General features: G+C 67.1%; 21 protein-coding genes. 9 read left to right on the top strand and 12 right to left on the bottom strand.

The genetic code is table 11. From position 1 onward, the window contains the following. The first annotated feature begins 80 nt into the window (after nucleotides 1-80). Entirely contained in the window at nucleotides 81-1,055 is a 975-nt protein-coding gene (locus PBT88_RS09175) for a Tim44 domain-containing protein (protein ID WP_270078881.1), read from the top strand. Here PBT88_RS09175 and PBT88_RS09170 read toward each other — a convergent pair whose 3' ends face one another. Next, nucleotides 1,056-1,490: an NUDIX hydrolase gene (locus PBT88_RS09170; RefSeq protein ID WP_270078880.1), complete on the bottom strand. Its 435-nt coding sequence runs from the start codon at nucleotides 1,488-1,490 to the stop codon at nucleotides 1,056-1,058. 180 nt (nucleotides 1,491-1,670) lie between these two features. Between PBT88_RS09170 and PBT88_RS09165 the strand changes: the two genes are divergently transcribed. The 3 genes from PBT88_RS09165 (at nucleotide 1,671) to gmk (ending at nucleotide 4,308) form a co-directional block, all read left to right on the top strand. Next, a complete protein-coding gene (locus PBT88_RS09165) occupies nucleotides 1,671-2,546 on the top strand; it encodes an ImmA/IrrE family metallo-endopeptidase (RefSeq protein WP_270078879.1) in 876 nt (291 codons plus the stop codon). A 141-nt stretch (nucleotides 2,547-2,687) separates the two neighbouring features. Beyond that, nucleotides 2,688-3,497: a nucleoside triphosphate pyrophosphohydrolase gene (gene mazG / locus PBT88_RS09160; RefSeq protein ID WP_270078878.1), complete on the top strand. Its 810-nt coding sequence runs from the start codon at nucleotides 2,688-2,690 to the stop codon at nucleotides 3,495-3,497. Nucleotides 3,498-3,687: 190 nt separating this feature from the next. Continuing rightward, nucleotides 3,688-4,308 (top strand): guanylate kinase, encoded by a 621-nt coding sequence (gmk, locus tag PBT88_RS09155; protein WP_270079218.1) that lies wholly within the window; start codon nucleotides 3,688-3,690, stop codon nucleotides 4,306-4,308. On the opposite strand, the gene PBT88_RS09150 is transcribed toward gmk, so the two are convergent. The 8 genes from PBT88_RS09150 to dusB all read right to left on the bottom strand — a co-directional run bounded on the left by PBT88_RS09150 (nucleotide 4,305) and on the right by dusB (nucleotide 14,218). Beyond that, entirely contained in the window at nucleotides 4,305-4,961 is a 657-nt protein-coding gene (locus PBT88_RS09150; protein ID WP_270078877.1) for an HAD-IA family hydrolase, read from the bottom strand. The two genes, gmk and PBT88_RS09150, sit on opposite strands and share 4 nt — an antisense overlap. Beyond that, on the bottom strand, nucleotides 4,958-6,256 hold the full coding sequence (hflX, locus tag PBT88_RS09145; RefSeq protein ID WP_270078876.1) for a GTPase HflX: 1,299 nt from the start codon (nucleotides 6,254-6,256) through the stop codon (nucleotides 4,958-4,960). Before hflX ends, PBT88_RS09150 begins: the two co-directional genes overlap by 4 nt. After that, nucleotides 6,253-6,732, bottom strand: coding sequence for an RNA chaperone Hfq (gene hfq / locus PBT88_RS09140; protein ID WP_270079217.1), 480 nt, complete (start codon nucleotides 6,730-6,732; stop codon nucleotides 6,253-6,255). Before hfq ends, hflX begins: the two co-directional genes overlap by 4 nt. A gap of 164 nt (nucleotides 6,733-6,896) precedes the next feature. Beyond that, nucleotides 6,897-8,282: a nitrogen assimilation response regulator NtrX gene (ntrX, locus tag PBT88_RS09135; RefSeq protein WP_270078875.1), complete on the bottom strand. Its 1,386-nt coding sequence runs from the start codon at nucleotides 8,280-8,282 to the stop codon at nucleotides 6,897-6,899. A 3-nt stretch (nucleotides 8,283-8,285) separates the two neighbouring features. Further along, the gene (locus PBT88_RS09130) at nucleotides 8,286-10,574 is read right to left on the bottom strand and encodes a sensor histidine kinase (RefSeq protein ID WP_270078874.1); all 2,289 of its coding nucleotides are present in this window, start codon (nucleotides 10,572-10,574) and stop codon (nucleotides 8,286-8,288) included. 91 nt (nucleotides 10,575-10,665) lie between these two features. Continuing rightward, a complete protein-coding gene (ntrC, locus tag PBT88_RS09125; protein WP_407696559.1) occupies nucleotides 10,666-12,105 on the bottom strand; it encodes a nitrogen regulation protein NR(I) in 1,440 nt (479 codons plus the stop codon). A 5-nt stretch (nucleotides 12,106-12,110) separates the two neighbouring features. After that, nucleotides 12,111-13,238: a two-component system sensor histidine kinase NtrB gene (locus PBT88_RS09120; protein WP_270078872.1), complete on the bottom strand. Its 1,128-nt coding sequence runs from the start codon at nucleotides 13,236-13,238 to the stop codon at nucleotides 12,111-12,113. After that, complete coding sequence (dusB, locus tag PBT88_RS09115; protein ID WP_270078871.1) at nucleotides 13,214-14,218, bottom strand: tRNA dihydrouridine synthase DusB; 1,005 nt, start codon at nucleotides 14,216-14,218, stop codon at nucleotides 13,214-13,216. Before dusB ends, PBT88_RS09120 begins: the two co-directional genes overlap by 25 nt. A gap of 89 nt (nucleotides 14,219-14,307) precedes the next feature. Between dusB and PBT88_RS09110 the strand changes: the two genes are divergently transcribed. The 3 genes from PBT88_RS09110 to PBT88_RS09100 are packed head-to-tail and all read left to right on the top strand — an operon-like array spanning nucleotide 14,308 to nucleotide 16,534. After that, entirely contained in the window at nucleotides 14,308-15,474 is a 1,167-nt protein-coding gene (locus PBT88_RS09110; protein WP_270078870.1) for a bifunctional 2-C-methyl-D-erythritol 4-phosphate cytidylyltransferase/2-C-methyl-D-erythritol 2,4-cyclodiphosphate synthase, read from the top strand. Then, nucleotides 15,471-15,992, top strand: coding sequence for a hypothetical protein (locus tag PBT88_RS09105; RefSeq protein WP_270078869.1), 522 nt, complete (start codon nucleotides 15,471-15,473; stop codon nucleotides 15,990-15,992). The genes PBT88_RS09110 and PBT88_RS09105 overlap by 4 nt, the downstream gene beginning before the upstream one ends. Beyond that, on the top strand, nucleotides 15,989-16,534 hold the full coding sequence (locus tag PBT88_RS09100) for a CinA family protein (protein ID WP_270078868.1): 546 nt from the start codon (nucleotides 15,989-15,991) through the stop codon (nucleotides 16,532-16,534). The genes PBT88_RS09105 and PBT88_RS09100 overlap by 4 nt, the downstream gene beginning before the upstream one ends. Here the strand turns inward: PBT88_RS09100 and PBT88_RS09095 are convergent. Together PBT88_RS09095 and lipA are read right to left on the bottom strand one after the other, a co-directional pair. Further along, on the bottom strand, nucleotides 16,453-16,956 hold the full coding sequence (locus PBT88_RS09095; RefSeq protein ID WP_270078867.1) for a type II toxin-antitoxin system RatA family toxin: 504 nt from the start codon (nucleotides 16,954-16,956) through the stop codon (nucleotides 16,453-16,455). The genes PBT88_RS09100 and PBT88_RS09095 overlap by 82 nt on opposite strands. Before the next feature lie 105 nt (nucleotides 16,957-17,061). Continuing rightward, on the bottom strand, nucleotides 17,062-17,988 hold the full coding sequence (gene lipA / locus PBT88_RS09090) for a lipoyl synthase (RefSeq protein WP_270078866.1): 927 nt from the start codon (nucleotides 17,986-17,988) through the stop codon (nucleotides 17,062-17,064). A 66-nt stretch (nucleotides 17,989-18,054) separates the two neighbouring features. On the opposite strand from lipA, the gene PBT88_RS09085 reads away from it, so the two are divergent. Both PBT88_RS09085 and PBT88_RS09080 read left to right on the top strand, forming a co-directional pair. Then, nucleotides 18,055-18,684 (top strand): carbonic anhydrase, encoded by a 630-nt coding sequence (locus tag PBT88_RS09085; RefSeq protein WP_270078865.1) that lies wholly within the window; start codon nucleotides 18,055-18,057, stop codon nucleotides 18,682-18,684. A gap of 85 nt (nucleotides 18,685-18,769) precedes the next feature. Next, nucleotides 18,770-19,219 carry a hypothetical protein gene (locus PBT88_RS09080; RefSeq protein WP_270078864.1) on the top strand — a complete coding sequence of 150 codons (450 nt, stop codon included), beginning with the start codon at nucleotides 18,770-18,772 and terminating at the stop codon, nucleotides 19,217-19,219. Between the two features lie 64 nt (nucleotides 19,220-19,283). Here the strand turns inward: PBT88_RS09080 and ettA are convergent, their stop codons facing one another. Further along, on the bottom strand, nucleotides 19,284-20,963 hold the full coding sequence (gene ettA, locus PBT88_RS09075) for an energy-dependent translational throttle protein EttA (RefSeq protein WP_270078863.1): 1,680 nt from the start codon (nucleotides 20,961-20,963) through the stop codon (nucleotides 19,284-19,286). Nucleotides 20,964-21,010 lie beyond the last annotated feature (47 nt).

The raw sequence follows: 21,010 nt of genomic DNA, 5'->3' as shown, positions 1-21,010 counted from the left end.
GATCACTGGTGAAGACGCAGGATGCGCCTACATCTCAGATCCTGAGGAGAGTAACCTTGCGCCCATTTTCGATCCGTTTGATGTCCAGTATGATGACCCTGCTCGCGGTGGCCAGCCTCGCCACCGGCCCGGCTGACGCCCGGCGCGGCGGCAGCTTCGGCAGCCGCGGTTCGCGCACCTACTCCGCGCCGCCTTCGACCTATGGTTCCCAGCGCTATGTGCCACCGGTCCAGCGTTCGATGACGCCGCGCGGGACGCCGCAGCCCAGCCCGAACTATGCCCCCGCTTATGGCCAGCAGCCCGGCTATCGCCCGGCCGGAAGCCGGTTCGGCGGCTTCGGCGGCGGCTTGCTGGGCGGCCTCGTCGCCGGCGGCCTGATCGGCCATTTCTTCGGCCACGGCATGGGCGGCGGCTGGGGCGGTGCAGGCGGCGGCGGCGGTTTCCTGACGGCGCTGCTTCAGGTCGCCATCCTCGGCGGCATCGTGTGGCTGGTGATCGGTTTCTTCCGTCGCCGTTCGCAGTCGCAAGGATCGCCCATGAACGGCGGTTACAGCCAGCAGGACAGCTATGTCCCGCAGGGCAACGCCACCGTCGGCAGCCCGTGGGGCGGCCCTGCGATGGCACCGCAGCCGGTGGCCGACCAGGGCGTCGATATCGCCATCACCAGCAGCGACCAGCAGGCCTTCGAGCGGCTGCTGATCGACGTGCAGGATGCCTTCGGCCGCGAGGATTATGGCCGGCTCCGCCAGCTCACCACCCCCGAGATCATGTCTTATCTCTCGGAGGAACTGAGCCAGAACGCGACCCAGGGCATCCGCAACGAGGTCAGCGGCACCCGCCTGCTCGATGCCGAAGTGTCCGAGGCCTGGCAGGAAGCGGGCGCCGACTATGCGACGATCGCGCTGCGCTACGAAGGCATCGACCTGATGCGCAATCGCACCACGGGCGCGATCGTCAGCGGCTCGGCCAATATTCCGAGCGAGACGACCGAACTCTGGACCTTCGTGCGCGACATGTCCGGGACTTGGAAGCTGTCGGCAATCCAGGAGAGCTGATCAGTCGGCGCTCGCGCTGCCCGCCCGACCCAGCCGACGCACGACGTCGGCGAGGTCGGGCGGGTAGACCGGTTGCGCGCTCGCATCGATCGCCTCGGCGCTCCACCAGCGCAGCTCCTTCAAGGCGGTGCGCTCGGCCTCATCGACGCCGTCGAGCGCGATCGGGCCGCCCGGCCAGCGGGCGACATAGAAATCATCTTCATTGTCGACCGTCTCGTGCAGGAACTCGAACGTGCCGCTGGCGTGATGCACCGGCCCTTCGAGCGGCAGGACCAGGCCCAATTCCTCCCGGACTTCGCGCCGCGCCGTATCGAGCGGCGCCTCGTCGCCTTCCCTCTCGCCGCCCGGTGTCGCCCAGAACAGATAGTCGCCATCGCGGCGCGGCAATACGAAACGGATCAGCAGCACCCGCCCTTCCCGATCGAGCAGGATCATCCGCGCCGATCGGCGAACCCGGTTCCGCGATGCTGTTCCGTCCTGCCGATCCGTCATGCCTGTCCTGTCATCGCTGTTTTCCGCCGAAAACGATGCCGTGCGGCGTGGCGAAAGAAAAGGGATGATCGGGCGGCCGGCGCCGCGGTCGCCTCCGGCGCCACATTGGGGTAGCAGGCCCCGATGATCGACAAGGCGCTGCTGAACGACCTCGCGGGCTGCGAATCGCCCGAAACCCTGCTGGCCGCGATGCTCCGGCATCATCCCGAGCCGCGGACGCCGGTGGACGTCGAAGCATGGGCCCGCAAGGTCGGGATCGCCGATTTCGGGGAGCGGGACGATGATGGCGCGCCGTCCGGGCTGATCATCGATCCGGTGACCAACAGCGGTATCATCGAGTTCGCCGCCGGCCTGCCTGCGCCGCGCCGACGCTATGCGATCGCCCACCAACTCGGCCATTTCCTTCTCGGCGACCATCACGGCGACCGGCAATGCACCCACCGCGATCTGGCCGAAAACCGCCGCGACACGACCCATCGCAAGCAGGAAATGCGGGCGAACCGTTTCGCCGCCGGGTTGTTGATGCCGAAACCCTGGTTCAGCGACTTTGTCGTCGGCCTCGGCAAGCAGAGTGTCCTGCATCTGGCAGCCATCGCCGCGGAATATGGCGTCAGCCTCGATGTGGCAGCGACACGCTACGCCGATCTGACGCAGACGATGGGCGCGTGGCTCTTCGCCAAGGACGGAACGTTCCGCTATGCCCGCCCGTCCCGCTCCTTCCCCGACCTTGCCATCCAGGCCGGCGCGGCCCTGCCGGCGGCGCTGCTGGCGGCCAAGCCGGAGGACCGGATCGCCTGGGCGCCCGCCGATCCGCGCGACTGGATCGCCGTGCCGCGGGGCAGCCGCCCGCCCAAGCTCGCCTTGCAGGTCCACAGCAAGGCCAATGGCTTCCAGCTCATCCTGCTGTCGATCAATGCCGCGGCCGAGCGGCGCGCCGATGAAGAGGCCGAAAAGGCCGCCACCGAAAGCCCGAAGTTCGGGCGCCGCCCCTCGCGATAGGGCGACGCCTTTCTGCCGTTATCATCCCCTAGTTCGGCACAGGGCGCGCGATCGGTGGCAGAGGGTGATGGCTCCCCGCGGCGGCGCCTGTCATAAGCGGCATGGCCACAGACGATCCCCTTCCATTTTGCAGGACCATGGATGAGCCAGCATAGTGCCTCCCCGACCACCGCCCCCGATCCGTCTGCGGGCGAGGCCATCCTGCGATTGGCCGATATCATGGCAACGCTGCGCGATCCCGATGGTGGTTGCCCCTGGGATGTCGAACAGGATTTCGCGACGATCGCGCCCTACACGATCGAGGAGGCCTATGAGGTGGCCGACGCCATTGCGCGAAACGACATGGCCGATCTGCGGGGCGAACTCGGCGATCTCCAGCTGCAGGTGGTCTTCCATGCCCGTATCGCCGAGGAGGCCGGGCATTTCACGCTCGCCGACGTCATCGCCTCGATCGCCGACAAGATGATCCGCCGCCATCCCCACGTCTTCGGCGACGAAGCGCAGGGGTACGGTGACGCCGCGCGGGTCGGTTGGGAGCAGATCAAGGCCGAAGAGCGCGCCGAACGCCGGGAGACCGGCGCGCTGGCCGGCGTCGCGCTGGGATTACCCGCGTTGCTGCGGGCCGAGAAGCTGCAAAAGCGCGCCGGGCGGGTCGGCTTTGATTGGCCCGACGCCGATGGCCCCCGCGCGAAGGTGTTCGAGGAGATCGCCGAGATCGAATCGGCGCCGGATGACGCGGCGCGGGCCGAAGAATTCGGCGACCTGCTGTTCGCGATGGTCAATTGGGCACGCCACATGACGATCGATCCGGAGGCCGCCCTGCGCGCCGCCAATGCCAAGTTCGAACGCCGTTTCGCGGCGATGGAGGCGGAAGCCGGGGACGCTTTCCCCGGCCTGTCGCTCGATGCGAAGCAGGCGTTGTGGCAGTCGGCCAAGGCGCGCGGCCAGTAGGCTTCGGATGCGGTAGGCCGCTATCGGCCGCCGCTATCGACCGCCGCCATTCAGCCTCGATGTCGGCTCGGACGGCCCGCACGGGATGTCCGGTGTTGACGGGCGCGGGGCCGCCGCGGCAGAAGCGGCCATGGCCGAACCCGTCGATTCCGCAACCCTTCCCTCCCGTCGCCGCCCGCATGAGGTGGAAATGCAGCGGCGGGGCCTGCTGTTCGTGATCTCCTCCCCGTCCGGGGCCGGCAAGTCCACGATCGCCCGCAAGCTGATCGCCGCGGACGGCCAGATCGAGATGTCGGTGTCCGCCACCACCCGGCCGATCCGGCCGGGCGAGGTCGACGGCAAGGATTACCACTTCGTCGATACGCCCGAGTTCAAGCGCATGGTATCCGACGAGGAATTCCTCGAATGGGCGCATGTGTTCGATCATCGCTACGGCACCCCGCGAGCGCCGGTCGAGGCGATGCTCCACGAAGGCCGCGACGTGCTGTTCGATATCGACTGGCAGGGCGCGCAGCAGCTCTACCAGCAGGCTGCCGGCGATGTCGTGCGGGTGTTCATCCTGCCGCCCTCGATGGAAGAACTCGAACGGCGCCTGCGCGGGCGCGCCACCGATGCCGCCGATGTGATCGATCGCCGGATGGAGCGCTCGGTGTCCGAAATGGGCCATTGGGACGGCTATGATTATGTGCTGGTCAACGACGATGTCGAACGCTGCTTCGCACAGGTGCGCCTGATCCTGCGGGCCGAGCGGCTGCGTCGCCACCGCCAGCTCGGCCTGATCGGCTTCACCCGCAAGCTGATGCGGGGTTAAGCGCTCAGCGAGAGGCGTCCGTCGGCGCCGATCTCCACCGCAAGCGGTTCGTAGCTCGCAATCGTGGCATGGCCGGTCTCGATCGGCGCATGATGCGTCGTCGTCACCACCATCACCGTCGCGCCCGCCGCCTCGCCGGCCGCGATCCCGGCCGGCGCATCTTCCCACACCAGGCAATCGGACGCGGCAAAGCCCAGCCGTTCGGCGGCGAGCAGGAAGCAATCCGGGGCGGGCTTGCCATGGGCGACATCGTCCGCCGAGATCAGCAGCGACGGCATCGGAATCCCCGCCACCGCCAGCCGCCGCAAGGCGAGCGCGCGCGGCGCCGATGTCACGATCGCCCAGCGATCGGCCGGCAGTGCGGCGAGGAATGCCGGCGCTCCCGGAATGGGAAGCGTACCCTCCGCCTCTTCGATCTCCGCCTGGGTGAGCGCCGCGGTCTCGGCCAGCACGTCCACGCCCGGCGGCGCGAAGCGGCGAATGGTCTGGACCGCCTGTACGCCATGCATCACCGCCAGGATCGGCGCCGGATCGAGGCCATGGCTTTCGGCCCAGCGGCTCCAGACGCGGTTGGCGACCGCGATGCTGTCCAGCACGGTGCCGTCCATGTCGAACAGGAAGGCGGCGAAATCGCGCTGAGGAAGGTTCGTCATTCGCGCGCCTCGAAGCGTGCCCAGTCGATATCGCTGATCCGCACATCGAGGCTGACCACCTCGCCGGTCGCGTCGCTCGCCAGCACTTCGCCATGCTGGTGGAGCCAGGCGACGGACGCGCCGTCACTGGCCGGCAGGCGCACCGTGCGGACCCGTGCCCCGCGGCTGAGGCGATCGGAAACGGCGCGGCGGAGATCCTCCACCCCTTCCCCGGTCAATGCCGACAGCACCACCGCATCGTCGCGCCGCGCCGCTTCGGCGCGCAGCGTGGCGGCGGTTTCGGCATCGAGCGCATCGACCTTGTTCCAGGCCTCGATCATCGGCGTGCTCTCGCTTTCGCCGACGGCGCCGATCTCGGTCAGCACATGGGTGACGTCCTGCGCCTGCGCCTCGCTGTCCGGGTGCGACATGTCGCGGACGTGGATGATGATGTCGGCGGTGACGACCTCCTCCAGCGTGGCGCGAAACGCCGCCACCAACTGGGTCGGCAGATCGGAGACGAAGCCCACCGTGTCGGACAGGATCGCCTTGTCGAGACCCGGCAGACGGATCTGCCGCATCGTCGGATCGAGCGTCGCGAACAGTAGATCCTTCGCCATGACGTCGGCGCCGGTCATCCGGTTGAACAAAGTCGACTTGCCGGCATTGGTATAGCCGACCAGCGCGATCACCGGCCACGGCGCGCGGCGGCGCCGATCGCGGTGCAGCCCACGCGTGCGGCTGACCTGCTCCAATTCCTTGCGCAGCTTCGCCATGCGATCGCGGATCAGCCGACGATCGGCCTCGATCTGGGTTTCGCCGGGACCACCGAGGAAGCCGAAGCCGCCGCGCTGGCGCTCGAGATGGGTCCAACTGCGCACCAGCCGGCCGGCCTGATAATCGAGATGGGCGAGTTCGACCTGCAGCCGCCCTTCGGCGGTCGCGGCGCGCTCGCCGAAGATTTCGAGGATCAGCCCGGTCCGGTCGATCACCTTGGCGGCAACCGCTTTCTCCAGATTGCGCTGCTGGATCGGCGTGACGGCAGCATCGATGACGATCAGTTCCGCCTCGGCCATGCGTGCAGCCTCGGCCAGCGCCTCGACCTGACCGGAGCCGAGCAGGGTCGCCGCCTTGGGCTGGCGCAGGCGAAAGGCGATCTTCTCGACGACGTCGAGGCCGATGGCGCCGGCGAGACCTGCCGCCTCCTCCAGCCGCGCCTCGGCGGTGCGATTATGCGGGCCGATCTCGGGGAGCGCGACGATGGCGCGCGCCCCGCGAACGATGCCGTCCTTGTCCTCCCGACCGAAACCGCTCAATCGACATCCTCGTCTTCGGCGAGATTCACCGGGTGGAGCGGCTGCACGGTCGAAATCGCATGCTTGTAGACCAGCTGCGATTGGCCATCGCGGCGCAGCAGCAGGCAGAACAAGTCGTATGCGGCGACTTCGCCCTGCAGCATCACGCCGTTGACCAGGAACATCGTCACCGGCTCGGACGATTGCTTCACCGCGTTGAGGAAGATTTCCTGCAACAGCGCGCCGCGCTTCGACTCGGCGAAGGCCTTCTCGATCGGCGCGAGGTCGATCGGATGGGCCGGCATCACCGTGGAGATGGCGTGCTTGTAGATCAACTGCGACTGGCCGTCACGGCGCAGCAGCACCGAGAAATTGTCGAACCAGGTGATGATCCCCTGTAGCTTGACGCCCTTGACGAGGAACATCGTCACCGGGGTCTTCGACTTCCTCAGAGCGTTGAGGAACATATCCTGAAGATTATTGGGCTTTTCTGCCATGACCTTCTTGTCTCCGGTCTTCTTGGCGGGGCGTGGCCCGCTGGGTGGCCGTTCCTTGGCCTCTGGCACCTCCGCCTCTTGCGGGGGTGCTTGAAATGTAGGCGACAGACGCTTTCGCGACAAGCGTGCGGGCGCCTTGGCTTCGGCCGGGGTATCTTCCTCGGTCATTCTTCTCCGTCCTTCACGTCAACCAATCCGAGCGACTTCAATTTCCGATGGAGCGCCGATCGCTCCATGCCGATGAATGTTGCAGTGCGGGATATATTGCCCGAAAAACGCCGTATCTGCACGCGCAAATATTCGCGCTCGAAGGTCTCGCGGGCCTCGCGCAGCGGCGTGCCCATGATCGATTTGGCGGCATTGCCCGGCGCCAGCCGCTCCTGATCGGAGAGAATCTCCCCCGGCAGCATGTCGGCATCGATGCGCCCGATGCGATCGCCCGGCGCCATGATCATGGTCCGCTCGACGATGTTGCGGAGCTGGCGGACGTTGCCGGGCCAATCATAAGCCTGCAACGCTGCGACCGCCTCCGGCGAGATTTCGGGGGTGGCGACGCGACGCTCCGCCGCATAGCGCGCGGCGAAATGCTGGACCAGTGCGGGAATGTCCTCCCGTCGTTCGGACAGCGCCGGAAGATTTACCGGTACGACGTTGAGTCGATAATATAAATCCTCCCGAAAACGCCGTGCCTCGATCTCGTCCTGCAGCACCCGTGAGGTGGCCGAGACGACCCGGACGTCGACCTTCACCATATGGGTGCCGCCGACCCGCGTGAAGCTCTGGTCGGTGAGGACGCGGAGGATGCGCGCCTGGGTGGTGAGCGGCATGTCGGCGATCTCGTCGAGAAATAGCGTACCGCCATGCGCCTGTTCGAGCAGGCCGGGCCGCTGGACGTCGCCGCCCTCCTCCGATCCGAACAGCTCTTCCTCGACGCGCTCGGGCGTCATCCGGGCGGCCGAGACCACGACGAACGGCGCCTGCGCGCGCGTCGACCAGACATGGAGCAGCCGCGCCGCCACCTCCTTGCCGACGCCCGCGGGGCCGGTGATCAGCACGCGGCTGCCGGTCGCCGCCACGCGCTTGAGCGTCGCGCGGACCTGGTTGATCGCCGCCGACTGGCCGTTCAGTTCCTCGTCCTGTCCGACCTGTGCGCGGAGCGTGGCATTCTCGCGCTTGAGCCGCTCGGTCTCGGTGGCGCGGGCGACGAGCAGCAGCAGGCGCTCGGCCTCGAATGGCTTCTCGATGAAATCGGCGGCGCCGCGCCGGATCGCCGCGACGGCGGTATCGAGATTGCCGTGCCCCGAGATCACCAGCACCGGGATGGACGGATCGCGGCGCTTGATCTCGTCGAGCAGGTCCAGCCCGTCGAGCTTGGAACCCTGCAACCACACATCAAGCAACACCAGACTGGGGCGCCGCTCGCGGATGGCCGCCAGCGCCGAATCGCTGTCCGCCGCGGTGCGGGCTCCATAGCCCTCGTCTTCCAGCACACCCGCGACGAGTTCGCGGATGTCCTGCTCGTCATCGACAATCAATACGTCCAATGCCATGCTTTATCCGGCTTTCATGCGCGTGAGTTCAGGGCGGGCTTCGGCGCCCATGCTGCCGTCGTCGTCAAGCGAACCGGCCTCGCCTCCCAGCGAAGCCAGCGTATCGGTATCGAGAAGGATGCTGACGACGGTGCCACCGCCCGGCCGATCGGTGAAGCCGATCGTGCCGAAATGCTCCTCGACGATCTTCTTGACGATCGCCAGGCCGAGGCCCGTGCCCTTGGCGCGCGTCGTCATATAGGGTTCGGTCAGCCGCTCGCGCTCGGCGGGCAGGCCGATGCCGGTATCGGTCACCTGGATGGCAAGGCGACCGTCGCCCTGCCGGATGATCATGTCGATCGCACCGGATATCGGTTCGCCCTCCCCACATTTCTCCTGAATGGCCTCGGCGGCGTTCTTGACGATGTTGGTCAACGCCTGGCCGAGCAGGCGACGATCGCAGACCAGCACCGGCGACGGATCGGGCGCATCCAAGGTAAAGCGGATCGCAGGATGCGCGACTTCGTGGAGGAACAGCGCCTGCCGGGCGACCTCCACCACCGGCTCGGGCCGGAACACCGGCTTGGGCACCCGCGCGAACGACGAGAATTCATCGACCATGCGGCGCAAATCACCGACCTGACGGACGATGGTCTGGGTCAGCCGTTCGAACGTCGTGTCGTCGGCCGGGACATCCTTGCCGTAGCGCCGCTGGAGGCGCTCGGCGGCGAGCTGGATCGGCGTGAGCGGATTCTTGATCTCGTGCGCGATGCGCCGCGCCACGTCGGACCATGCCGCCCGGCGCTGATCGAGCAGCTGCTCGGTAATGTCGTCGAAGGTGATGACATGGCCGCCATCGGAGGCCACCAACGTCACCGCCAGCGTCCGCGGCTCGCCACCGGAGGCCAGCTGGATCACCGATTCCCGTTGCCCGTCACCGATCAGCCGATCGAGTTCGGGCGCGATATCTGCGAGATTCCGGCCGATCGCCTCATTCTCGCCGGTGCGCAGCAGCTTGTCGGCGGATTTGTTGGAGAGCCGAATCCGTCGCTCGCCATCGACCGAGATTACGCCGGCGCTCACGCCCGACAACACCGCCTCGGTCAGCGCGCGACGACGATCGAGCTGGTCATTGGCAGACACCAGCGCGCCGGTCTGCTCCTCGACACGGCGGGTCATGCGATTGAACGCCGTCGCCAGCGCGCCGACCTCGTCGCGGCGGACTGCCGGCGGCACGCGCACGGTCAGATCGCCCAAGGTGATCCGCCGCGCCGCGCCGACCAGATCGGTAATGGGCCTCGTGATACGGTTGGCGACGGAGAAAGCGATCCAGATCGACGCCGCGACGATCAGCAGCGAGACCACGAGCAGCGCCGCGTTGAACTGGAGCTGCAACGCGCGCGAGCGATCGAGCAGGCTGACATAGTCGCCTAATGCCCGCTTGGCGCGGAAGGATTGGCGCAGCACCAGAGGATCCACCCGGCGCGAGGCATAGAGATAGAGATGCGCGTTGGGATCGACCGCAATTCGCGCCTCCATCCTGTCCTCTACCGCAATCGTCTGGACGCCCCCGCGGTTGAGCTCGGCGACGGTCGGCGGCGGCATCAAGGTCGATGGCGAGCGATCATCGCCGAGGTTGGTGAAAGCCAGCAACTGGGCTGCACCGCTCGTGTCGATCCCGATCAGCGCGATCTCGTTCAGCTGGCGGCCCCGCAACTGCTCTCCGAGAAAAACCCGGACGCGCGGATCTTCGAGCGACGTCACCTGCGAGAGCGCGTTGCGAAAATCGTCCGCCATCGGGATCATGTCGCCTTCGATGCGTCGACGATTCTCGATCACATAGGCCTGAGCGACGTGATCGCTGTTCTGAAGCACGGTGCGCGCGGAATCCGAGAACCAGAACTGCACGCCGTATTGAAAGAGCAGCGAGGCGAACACCACCACCGCCAGTGTCGGTATCGCCGCCACGGCGGAGAAGATGGCGACAAGCCGGACATGGAGCCGCCCCCCGCTGCTTCCCCCCACCCGATTGCGAGCGACGCGGCGCGCCACCAGCACCATCATCCCGATCCATGGGACCAGATTGGCGACCAACAGGAGCGCGACGATCGGCGGCGTCAGCAGGTTCTGCGAAGGGCCGCCCTGCGACACGATCAGCCAACTGCCGGCGAAGATCAGCAGCGCCGCGAATACAGTCGCCACTTCGACCATATGCACGACGGTGCCGCGGCGCATGATCACCGACAGCCGGCGGCGCCAGCGCGGCTGCCGGTTGCTCGATGCTACGGGATTGGGGGCTTCCGCCTCTGCCATCGTGGCGGTTCTACCACGGAGCGTTGCCGATACAACACATATGCGACAAATCGGCGTGAATCGTCGTCCCGCCCCCGTCCGCCTTGCCGCGCTACCCGTTTCGGCGCGAGGCCGCCGGATCGATATGCCGCTCGGTCAGCTTCTTCCGCAGCGTGTTGCGGTTGATGCCGAGCAGGCGGGCGGCGCGAATCTGATTGCCCTTCGCGGCCGCCATCGCGATCCGCAGCAAGGGCGGCTCGATCTCGGCGAGCAGGCGTTCATACAGACCGTCCGGCGGCAGATCGCGACCGAAGCCTGCGAAATACCGGGCGAGATGCAATTCGACCGATCCGGCAAGCCCGCCATCGCTCTCGATCGCGCTCGCCGATTCGGCTGCATGGCCGCCGAACTGGGCATCGATCGTCGCCGCGCCGATCCGCTCCTCGCGCACCAGCGCCGCCAGCCGCCGCATGAGATTTTCAAGCTCGCGGACATTGCCTGGCCAGGGATGGCGAACGAGGCGGGCCACCGCCGCCTCGTCCAGCGTCTTGCGGGGCAGCCCGTCGGCTGCCGCCCGATCGAGGAAATGCCGCGCCAGTTCGCCGACATCCTCGATCCGCTGGCGCAGCGCCGGCAGCCGGACGGGCACGACGTTGAGGCGGTAATAGAGATCCTCGCGGAAACCGCCTTCGGCGACGAGCCGCTCGATCTCCTTGTTGGTGGCGGCGATCACGCGGACGTCGACGCGGATATGGCGCGCGCCGCCCACGGTGGTGAACTCGCCCTCCTGCAACACGCGCAGCAACCGGGTCTGCGCCTCCAGCGGCATGTCGCCGATCTCGTCCAGGAACAGGGTGCCGCCCGCCGCCTGCTCGAACCGGCCGGCGGTGCGCTGGGCCGCGCCGGTGAAGGCGCCGCGTTCATGGCCGAACAGCTCGCTCTCGATCAGCTCGCGCGGAATCGCCGCCATGTTGACCGGCACGAACGGCCGTGGTCCGCGCGGCCCGAGATCGTGGATGGCGCGGGCGACCAGTTCCTTGCCGGTGCCGCTCTCGCCGAGGATCAGTACGGTCAGATCGTTGGCGACGACGCGGGCGATGGTGCGATAGACCGCCTGCATCGCGGGCGAGCGGCCGATCAGCGGCAGATCATGGGTCTCGCCGACTTCCTCGTCGTTCGCCGTCACGCGCCCGGCCAGCGCCCCCGTCACCGCCCGGCCCAATTCCTCGAGATCGAAGGGCTTGGGCAGATAATCGAACGCCCCCTGCTCGGTGGCCCGCACCGCCGTCGCCAGCGTGTTGCGCGCGGAGAGGACGATGACCGGCAGATCGGGATAGAGGCCGAGGATTTCGGGCACGATATCCAGCCCATCGCCATCGGGCAGCATGACATCGGTGACCAGCACATCCGGGCCGAAGCTGCCGAGCGAGCGGCGCATATCGGCGATCGAGCCGACCGCTTCGACGACATGCCCCCCGCGGCGCAGCGCCTCGCGCACCACGGTGCGGATCGCGCTATCGTCGTCCACCACCAGGATCCGGCCGGACAGCATCGCAGTCATGACGTCAACTCCCGACGGGATGCAACAGGGGCACGCGGCAGCAGCAGGCGGAACACGGTGCGCCCCGGCTGGCCTTCGCGGGCATATTCGACGATGCCGCCCATCTCGCCGACCAGCTTGTCGACCAGCGCGAGGCCGATGCCGCTGCCCGACGGCTTGGAGGTGACGAACGGATCGAACAGATGATCGGCGATCGCCTCGGGCGCACCGGGACCATCATCGATCACGCACAATTCGATCGGCAGGGCGAGGCGCTCGCCGCCGCCGAAGCTCGCGATCGAGACGCCGTGGCGATAGGCGGTGGTGAGGGTGATCGTCCCGCCCTCCCCGGTCGCCTCGGCCGCGTTCTTGAGCAGGTTGAGGACTATCTGCACCAGCGCGTCGCGGTTGCCGAGCACATCCGGCAGCGACGGGTCATATTGTTCGCGTATCCGCCGCTCCGCCGCGAAGCCCGCACTGGCGAGATCGCGCGCGTGGCTGAGCACGCTATGGATGTTGAGCGCCTCCAGCGGCCGCGGCCGGGTATCGGAGAGCCCTTCCATCCGGTCGATCAGGCGGGCGATGCGATCGACCTCGCCCCGGATCAGCCCGGTCAGCTCGACCTGCTCGGGTGGCGCGCCGCTTTCCAGCAATTGCGCGGCGCCCCGGATGCCGGACAGCGGGTTCTTGATCTCATGCGCGAGCAAGGACGCGGCGGCGGCGGCGGGCAGCCCGCGACTGCTCTGCTCGCCGCGCCGCGCCGCGAGATCATGGCTGGCTCGCCCGTGGATGAGGATGACGCGCCAGCCGGGCCGATCCGGCAACGGCGCCACGGTCAAGTCGGCGCGGTGCGGGCGACCGAGCGGGATCACCATGTCGATATCGTAAGCCGCGATCGGCTGGTCGGGCGCGAGCGACGTCATCGGATGGCCGATCATGTCCTCGATGGTGCGGCCCACCACGCTGATCCGTGACAGATTGAGCAGGGCTTCGGCGGGCGGATTGCAATCCCGCACGAGGCCATCGCCGTCGATCGTCAGGATCGCGATCGGTAACGCCGCCAACAGCTCGGCCGCGCCCGGCAGTTCCGCCTCCCCCGCCCCCCGGCGGCTGAAGCGGATCAGGCGGCCGCCCGGGATCGCCATGGCGCGTAGAAGCCATCGAGCATCCGCAGCACGTCCTGCGCATCCGGCACCTGGTTGACCGCGTTGCGGAACTCGGCCGAGCCATGCAGGCCCTTGGTGTACCAGCCGAGATGCTTGCGGGCCATATTGACCCCGGTCTCCTTGCCATAATGGGCGAGCATCATCTGATAATGCTCCACGATCAGGGCATATTGCTCGTCGATCGAGGGATCGGGACGACGCTCGCCGGTAGTCAGGTAGCGCATCACCTGATCGAGCAGCCAGGGCCGCCCATAAGCGCCACGCCCGATCATCACGCCGTCCGCGCCGGACTGGCGCAGCGCCTCCTCGGCATCCTCGACCGTGCAGATGTCGCCATTGGCGATCACCGGGATCGAGACGGCATCCTTGACGCGGCGGATGAACGCCCAGTCCGCCGAGCCGCGATACATCTGGTTGCGGGTGCGGCCATGGACCGTCACCAGCTTGCAGCCGAGATCTTCGGCGATCTTCGCCAGTTCGGGCGCATTGAGGCTGTCGAGATCCCAGCCCATCCGCATCTTGAGCGTCACCGGCACCGACACCGCGTCCACCGTCGCCCGGATCAGCGAGCCGGCCAGGTCGAGATCGCGCATCAGCGCCGATCCGGCGTCGCCATTGACGACCTTGCGAACCGGGCAGCCCATGTTGATGTCGATGATCGCGGCACCGCGATCCTCGTTCAGCTTGGCCGCCTCGCCCATCTCCTGGGGCGAGCAGCCGACCAGCTGCATCGACACCGGTTCCTCGATCGGATCCCACGCCGCCTTCTGGACCGACTGGCGCGTCTCCCGGATCGCGGCCTGCGACGCGATCATCTCGGTGACGTTGAGGCCCGAGCCATAGCGCCGCACCATCTTGCGGAACGGCAGATCGGTGACGCCGGTCATCGGCGCCAGGATCACCGGCGTATCGATGGTGAGGGAGCCGACCTGGATCGGCTGGACGAGCGGTTCGCGCATCGGAAGACCAAATTGCCTAGAAAACAGGCAGCCGCCCTAACCCGAAAGCAACTGGCGGGCAAGGCCGTGCTGGGCTAATCGCCCGCCTCATGGACGAGAACAGGACGGTCGCGCTGATCGTGGCGGCAGGCAACGGCACCCGCATGGGCGGTGGCATCCCCAAACAATATCGCCAGGTCGGCGGCGTGGCGGTGATCGCCCGCGCCTTCGACGCCCTGGCGGCGCATTCCGGCATCGACGCGGTGCATGTCGTGACCGGCGCCGGGCAGGAATCGCTGCTCCGCGCGGCGTTGGGCGAGGGTCGCCGTCCGGCGACGATCACGCCGGGCGGCGCGACGCGGCGGGAATCGGTCAAAGCGGGCCTGGAGGCGATCGCCGCGACCCCGCCGGCCCGCGTGCTGATCCATGACGCCGCCCGCCCCTTCCTGCCCGCTCCGGTGATCGATCGCCTGCTGGCCGCGCTGGGCGAGGCACCGGGCGCCGTCCCCACCCTGCCCGTGGTCGATACGCTGGTGCGGGCGGAGGGTGGCACGCTCGGCGATAGCGTCGATCGCGCCGGGCTGGCACGGGTGCAGACCCCGCAGGCCTTTCATTTCGATACCATCCTCGCCGCGCATCGCGGCTGGCAGGACGATGCCGAACCCACCGACGACGCGCAGGTCGCGCGCGCCGCAGGACATGCTATCCTCGCCGTTCCGGGAGATACGATGCTCGAGAAGCTCACCCATGAGGCCGATTTCGCGGCCGCCGAAGCCCGGCTGGGCGTCGCCATGACGTCGCGGGTCGGCATGGGCTATGACGTCCATGCCTTCTCGGACGGCGATCATATCATGCTGTGCGGCCTGAAAATCCCGCACAGCCATGCGCTTGCCGGGCATAGCGACGCCGATGTCGGCCTCCATGCGATCACCGACGCTCTGCTCGGCTGCATCGCCGACGGCGACATCGGCAGCCACTTCCCGCCGTCCGATGCGCGCTGGAAGGGCGCCGACTCGGGCACCTTCCTCCAGCACGCCGCCAGCCTGGTCGCCGCGCAGGGCGGGATCATCGATCATGTCGATCTGACCATCATCTGCGAGGCGCCCAAGGTGGGGCCGCACCGCGATGCGATGCGGGCCAAGATCGGCGAGTTGCTCGGGCTCCCGATCGGCCGGGTCAGCGTCAAGGCGACCACCACCGAGCAACTGGGCTTCACCGGGCGTCGCGAGGGCATGGCGGCGCAGGCGGTGGCCAGCGTCCGGATGCCGATCGCATGAAACGCGCCGTCGCCCCGCTCGCTATCGCCATCCTGATGGCGGGACAGGCGGGCGCGGCGCGCCCGGCCTGCATCCCCCATCACGACATGCGTATCCTGATCCGCGTGGCCTTGCCCGATGCGGTGGAAGCGGTGGCGGATCGCTGCAAGGCGGCGCTCCCGGGCGACGCCTTCCTGCCCAATGAGGGCGCCGGCCTCGCCAATCGCTTCCGCCATGAAGCTCCGGTCGATCCGGCGGCGGCGCGCATCGCGATCCAGGACGCGACCGGGCAGGATCTGTCCAGCTTCGCCTCGGACGATACGGTGGTCGGCCTCGCCCGCCAGCTGGTCGACACCCAGATCGGGCAGCATGTGCCGCTCAAGGATTGCCGTTCGATCGACAGCATGATGGAGCTGGCCGGCAATTTGCGGGCCGATGCGATGGCCGAGGCGATCCTGCTGGCCCTGGAGCTGGCCGGGCCGGATCAGGTGAAGGGCCTTGCGATCTGCCCGCCGAAGGACGAAGGGGCGCAACGATGACCGATTCCAACCTCCCCCAAGAGCTTCTCGATGCCGCCCGCCGGGTGATCGAGGAGAATCGCGCCGCCGGGCTGCGTATCGCCGTCGCCGAGAGCTGCACCGGCGGCCTCGTCTCCGCCGCCCTGACCGAGGTGGCCGGCTGCTCGGAGGTGTTCGAGGCCGGCTTCGTCACCTACGCCAACGAAGCCAAGATGGGGATGCTGGGCGTCGCCTCCGACGTGCTGGAGACATTCGGCGCGGTCTCGGTCGCGACCGCCTGGGCGATGGCGCAGGGCGCCATCCAGAAGACCAGCGCCGATATCGGCGTGGCGATCACCGGCATTGCCGGCCCCGGCGGCGGATCCGAGAAAAAGCCGGTGGGAACGGTGGTGTTCGCTCGCGCGTCACGCTCGGGCGATCCCGACGACGTCGTCGCCGATCGCCGCAATTTCGGCGATCTCGGCCGCGCGGCGATCCGGCTTCAGGCGGCGTTGTGTGCGCTCGAACTGCTGCTGCCCTCGCCGCCGCCCGGCGTCGGCGAGGCCTTGACGCCGTCGGCATAGAGCTTGGCGGCGCGGTCCTCGAACGCGCCGATCATCTTGCGGAGCGCGCGATCGAACACCTGGCCAGCGAGCATCTCGAAGATGCGCGACCGGAACGCGAAATCAACCGCGAAATCCACGAAGCAGCCGCCCTGCCCGTCGGGCCGGAACGCCCAATCATTGGTCAGGCGCTCGAGCGGCCCTTCGAGATAATCGACATGGATGCGGCTCGCCCGCTCCTTGCTGACCTTCGAGGTGAACTTTTCCGAGATTCCCTTGAAGCCGACCACGAGGTCCGCGATCATCTCGCCCGGGCTGTCCTCGCGCACCCGCACCGCGACGATCCAGGGCAGAAATTCGCCATAGTGCGCGACATCGGCGACCAGATCGAACATCTGCTCGGGCGTATAGGGTAGCTGTCGTGTCTCGGCGTGTCTGGGCATGTCGGGCTCTATCAACCGTCCGCACCGAGCCTGTCGAGGTGCCGCTTGTGTATGTCGCCCTTCGCGAGAAGGACGGGGCTTCGACAGGCTCAGCCCGAACGGGTGCTACGCGCGATGGCCGGCGAGCTTTGCCTCACGCGCGGCGCGCAGCTTCTCGAAATCGTCGCCGGCATGGTAGCTCGACCGGGTCAGCGGCGAAGCGGCGACCAGCAGGAAGCCCTTGGCCCGCGCGATCGCGGCATAAGCCGCAAAGGCCTGCGGGGTGATGAATTCCTCCACCTTCGCATGGCGCGGCGTCGGCTGGAGATATTGGCCCATCGTCAAGAAATCGACGTCGGCCGACCGCATGTCGTCCATCACCTGATGGACCTCGAGACGCTGCTCGCCGAGCCCGGTCATCACCCCGGACTTGGTGAAGATCGAGGGATCATGCTTCTTCACGCTCTCCAGCAGGCGCAGCGACGCATAATAGCGCGCGCCCGGCCGGATCGTCGGATAGAGCCGGGGCACCGTCTCGAGATTATGGTTGTAGACGTCGGGCCGCGCCGCGACGATCTTCTCGACCGCGCTTTCCGTCTTGTTGCGGAAATCGGGGGTGAGGATCTCGATCGTGGTGGAGGGCGTCGTGCGGCGCAGCGCCTCGATCACCTTGACGAACTGCGAAGCACCGCCATCGGGCAGATCGTCACGATCGACCGAGGTGATGACGATATGTTCGAGGCCGAGTTCGGCGGCGGCATCGGCGGTATGCTGCGGCTCGAACGGATCGACCGCGCGCGGCATTCCGGTCTTCACGTTGCAGAAGGCACAGGCACGGGTGCAGGTGTCGCCCAGGATCATCACGGTCGCATGCTTCTTGGTCCAGCACTCGCCGATATTGGGGCAGGCCGCCTCCTCGCACACGGTCGCGAGGTTGAGACGGCGCATCAGCGCCTTGGTCTCCGCGAAACCGACGGATGTGGGCGCTTTCACGCGGATCCAGTCGGGCTTGGGGACGCGGGGTGGGCGGGCTTCCTGAAGCGGCTCGGTCATGGCGTGGCAGATAGCGATTGATCACCGCTCTTGCCAGCCCTGCCGCGCATCCTTAGGCACGCATTCATGCCCGGCTTTGACGATCTCCTCGCAGGATACCGCCGCTTCCACCGTGAAGCATGGGCCACCCAGCGCGCCCGCTGGTCCGAACTGGCCGATGGCCAGGCCCCGGACACGCTGGTGATCGCCTGTTCGGACAGCAGGGTCGATCCCGCGCAGATCTTCGACGTCGCGCCGGGCAATATCTTCGTGGTCCGCAATATCGCCAATCTGGTGCCGCCGTTCGAGCCGGACACCAGCCGGCACGGCGTTTCGGCGGCGGTGGAATTCGCGGTGACGCAGCTCATGGTGTCCGAGATCGTCGTGCTCGGCCACGAATATTGCGGCGGCTGCAAGGCGGCGATGAGCCAGGTGTTCGCCGGCGCCGCGCCGGGCGAAGGCGGGTTCGTCGGCCATTGGGTCGATATGCTCGATCCGGCGCGCGATGCGATCATCGCGGCCCATGGCGATGGCGAACAGGCCGAACGCGCCCTGGAGCGAGAGGCGGTCAAGGTCAGCCTCGCCAATCTGCGCTCCTTCCCCTTCGTCACCGCAGCGGAATCCGCCGGTCGCCTGACATTGCGCGGTGCCTGGTTCGGCATTCGCGAAGGCCAGCTCCAGTTGCTCGGCGAAGGCGGCGCTTTCCACCCAGCCTGAGCCCGCGCCAAGGAACGCCCGTCTGCCTCCAGACGTTAGCGCCCCCATCGACAGGATAGGGGGCGATGACTTGAGGAGAGCAGGAATGACCCGTGCACCATTCGCCATTCTCGCCGGCGCGGCGTTCGTCGCCGCAGCCGCGATGATCAATCCCGCCGCATTGGCACAGAGCGACCCTCATCAGCCCGCCAATGACGGCTCCGCCGCCGCCTCGATGACGGTGCCGCCGGGCCAGGTGGCGGCCGGCGTCGATCCCGGCACCAGCACGGCGAACGGCGGCGTGCAGGGCAATTTGCAGGCGACGAACGACCAAAACGCGGTCAATCAGGCGCAATATCAGCAGGATCTGGCATCCTACGATGCCGCCATGAAGGCGCATGGCCACGCGATCGCACGGCGCGACACCCGCTATGCGCGCCAGCAGCAAGCCTATGCCAACGCGATGGAGGCCTGGCGGCAGCAGGATTATGCCTGCCGCCATGGCAGCAGCCAGGCGTGCAAGAGCCCGGCGCCCGATCCGGCCGATTATTATTGAGGCATGATCGAGGGGCGGCGACCCGCCGCCCTCTCAGGTCATCCCGCGATCGATCAGCGATCGATCAGCGGGTGAGCCGCTTGTAGGCGCCCGACGCCGGGCGATCGGCCGCATCGCCGAGGCGGCGGCGCTTGTCTTCCTCGTAGCTCTCGAAATTGCCCTCGAACCATTCGACATGGCCCTCGCCCTCGAAGGCGAGGATGTGGGTGGCGAGACGATCGAGGAAGAAGCGGTCATGGCTGATCACCACCGCGCAGCCCGCGAAATTCTCGATCGCCTCTTCGAGCGCACCCAGCGTTTCGACATCGAGGTCGTTGGTCGGCTCGTCGAGCAGCAGGACGTTGCCGCCGCGCTTCAGCATCTTGGCCATGTGAACGCGATTGCGTTCACCGCCCGAGAGCTTGCCGACATTCTTCTGCTGATCCTGGCCCTTGAAGTTGAAGGCGCCGACATAGGCGCGGGTCGACATGTCGTGGCCGTTGACCTTCACATAATCGAGCCCGTCCGAAATCTCTTCCCAGACATTGTGCTTGGGCTCGAGATGATCGCGGCTCTGGTCGACATAGCCGAGATGGACGGTCGATCCTATTTCGATCGTGCCGCTATCCGGCGTCTCCTGGCCGGTGATGAGCTTGAACAGCGTCGACTTGCCGGCGCCATTCGGCCCGATCACGCCGACGATGCCGCCCGCGGGCAGCATGAAGGACAGATTCTCGAACAGCTTCTTGTCGCCGAAGCTCTTCGAGATGCCTTCGACATTGATCACCTTGCCGCCGAGGCGTTCGGGCACCTGGATGACGATCTGGGCCTTGCCGGGTGCGCGATCCTTCTGGGCTTCGACGAGCTGGTCGAACTTGGCGATACGCGCCTTGGACTTGGTCTGGCGCGCCTTGGCCCCCTGCCGGATCCATTCGAGCTCGTTGCGGATCGCAGTCTGGCGACCGCTCTCCTCGCGATCCTCCTGCTCGAGCCGCTTGGCCTTCTTCTCGAGATAGGTCGAGTAATTGCCCTCGTAAGGGAAATATTTGCCGCGATCGAGCTCGAGCACCCATTCGACCACATTGTCGAGGAAATAGCGGTCATGGGTGATCATCAGCACCGCGCCGGCATATTCCTTGAGGTGGTTTTCCAGCCACTGGACGCTCTCGGCATCGAGATGGTTGGTGGGCTCGTCGAGCAGCAGGATCGACGGCTTCTGGATCAGCAGGCGGGTGAGCGCGATACGGCGCTTCTCACCGCCCGACAGGCTCTCGACCGGCCAGTCGCCCGGCGGGCAGCGCAGCGCTTCCATCGCGATCTCGAGCTGGTTGTCGAGCGTCCAGCCATCGACCGCGTCGATCTTTTCCTGAAGGACGCCCATCTCCTCCATCAGCTTGTCGAAATCGGTGTCGTCGGTGGGGTCGCCCATCTCGGCCGAGATCGCATTGAAGCGGTCGAGCATGTCGGCGACGTCACGCGCGCCGTCCTTGACGTTCTCCAGCACGGTCTTCGACGGATCGAGCTGCGGCTCCTGCGCGAGATAGCCGACGGTGACATTCTCGCCCGGCCACGCCTCGCCCGAATATTCGGTGTCGATGCCGGCCATGATCTTGATCAGCGTCGATTTGCCGGCGCCGTTGGGACCGACGATGCCGATCTTGGCGCCGTGATAGAATTGCAGGTTGATGTTGCTCAGCACCGGCTTGGGGGCGCCGGGGAAGGTTTTTGTCATGCTTTTCATGACATAGGCGTACTGGCCGGCCATGCGGATGCTCGCTCGTCTGAGGGGGGTCGAGATGTTCGGATTTACCG

The organism is Sphingomonas abietis (genome assembly GCF_027625475.1).
Lineage (GTDB): Bacteria > Pseudomonadota > Alphaproteobacteria > Sphingomonadales > Sphingomonadaceae > Solisphingomonas > Solisphingomonas abietis.
The sequence above is the reverse complement of the archived record's forward strand: the minus strand, read 5'-3'. Positions and strand labels throughout refer to the sequence as shown.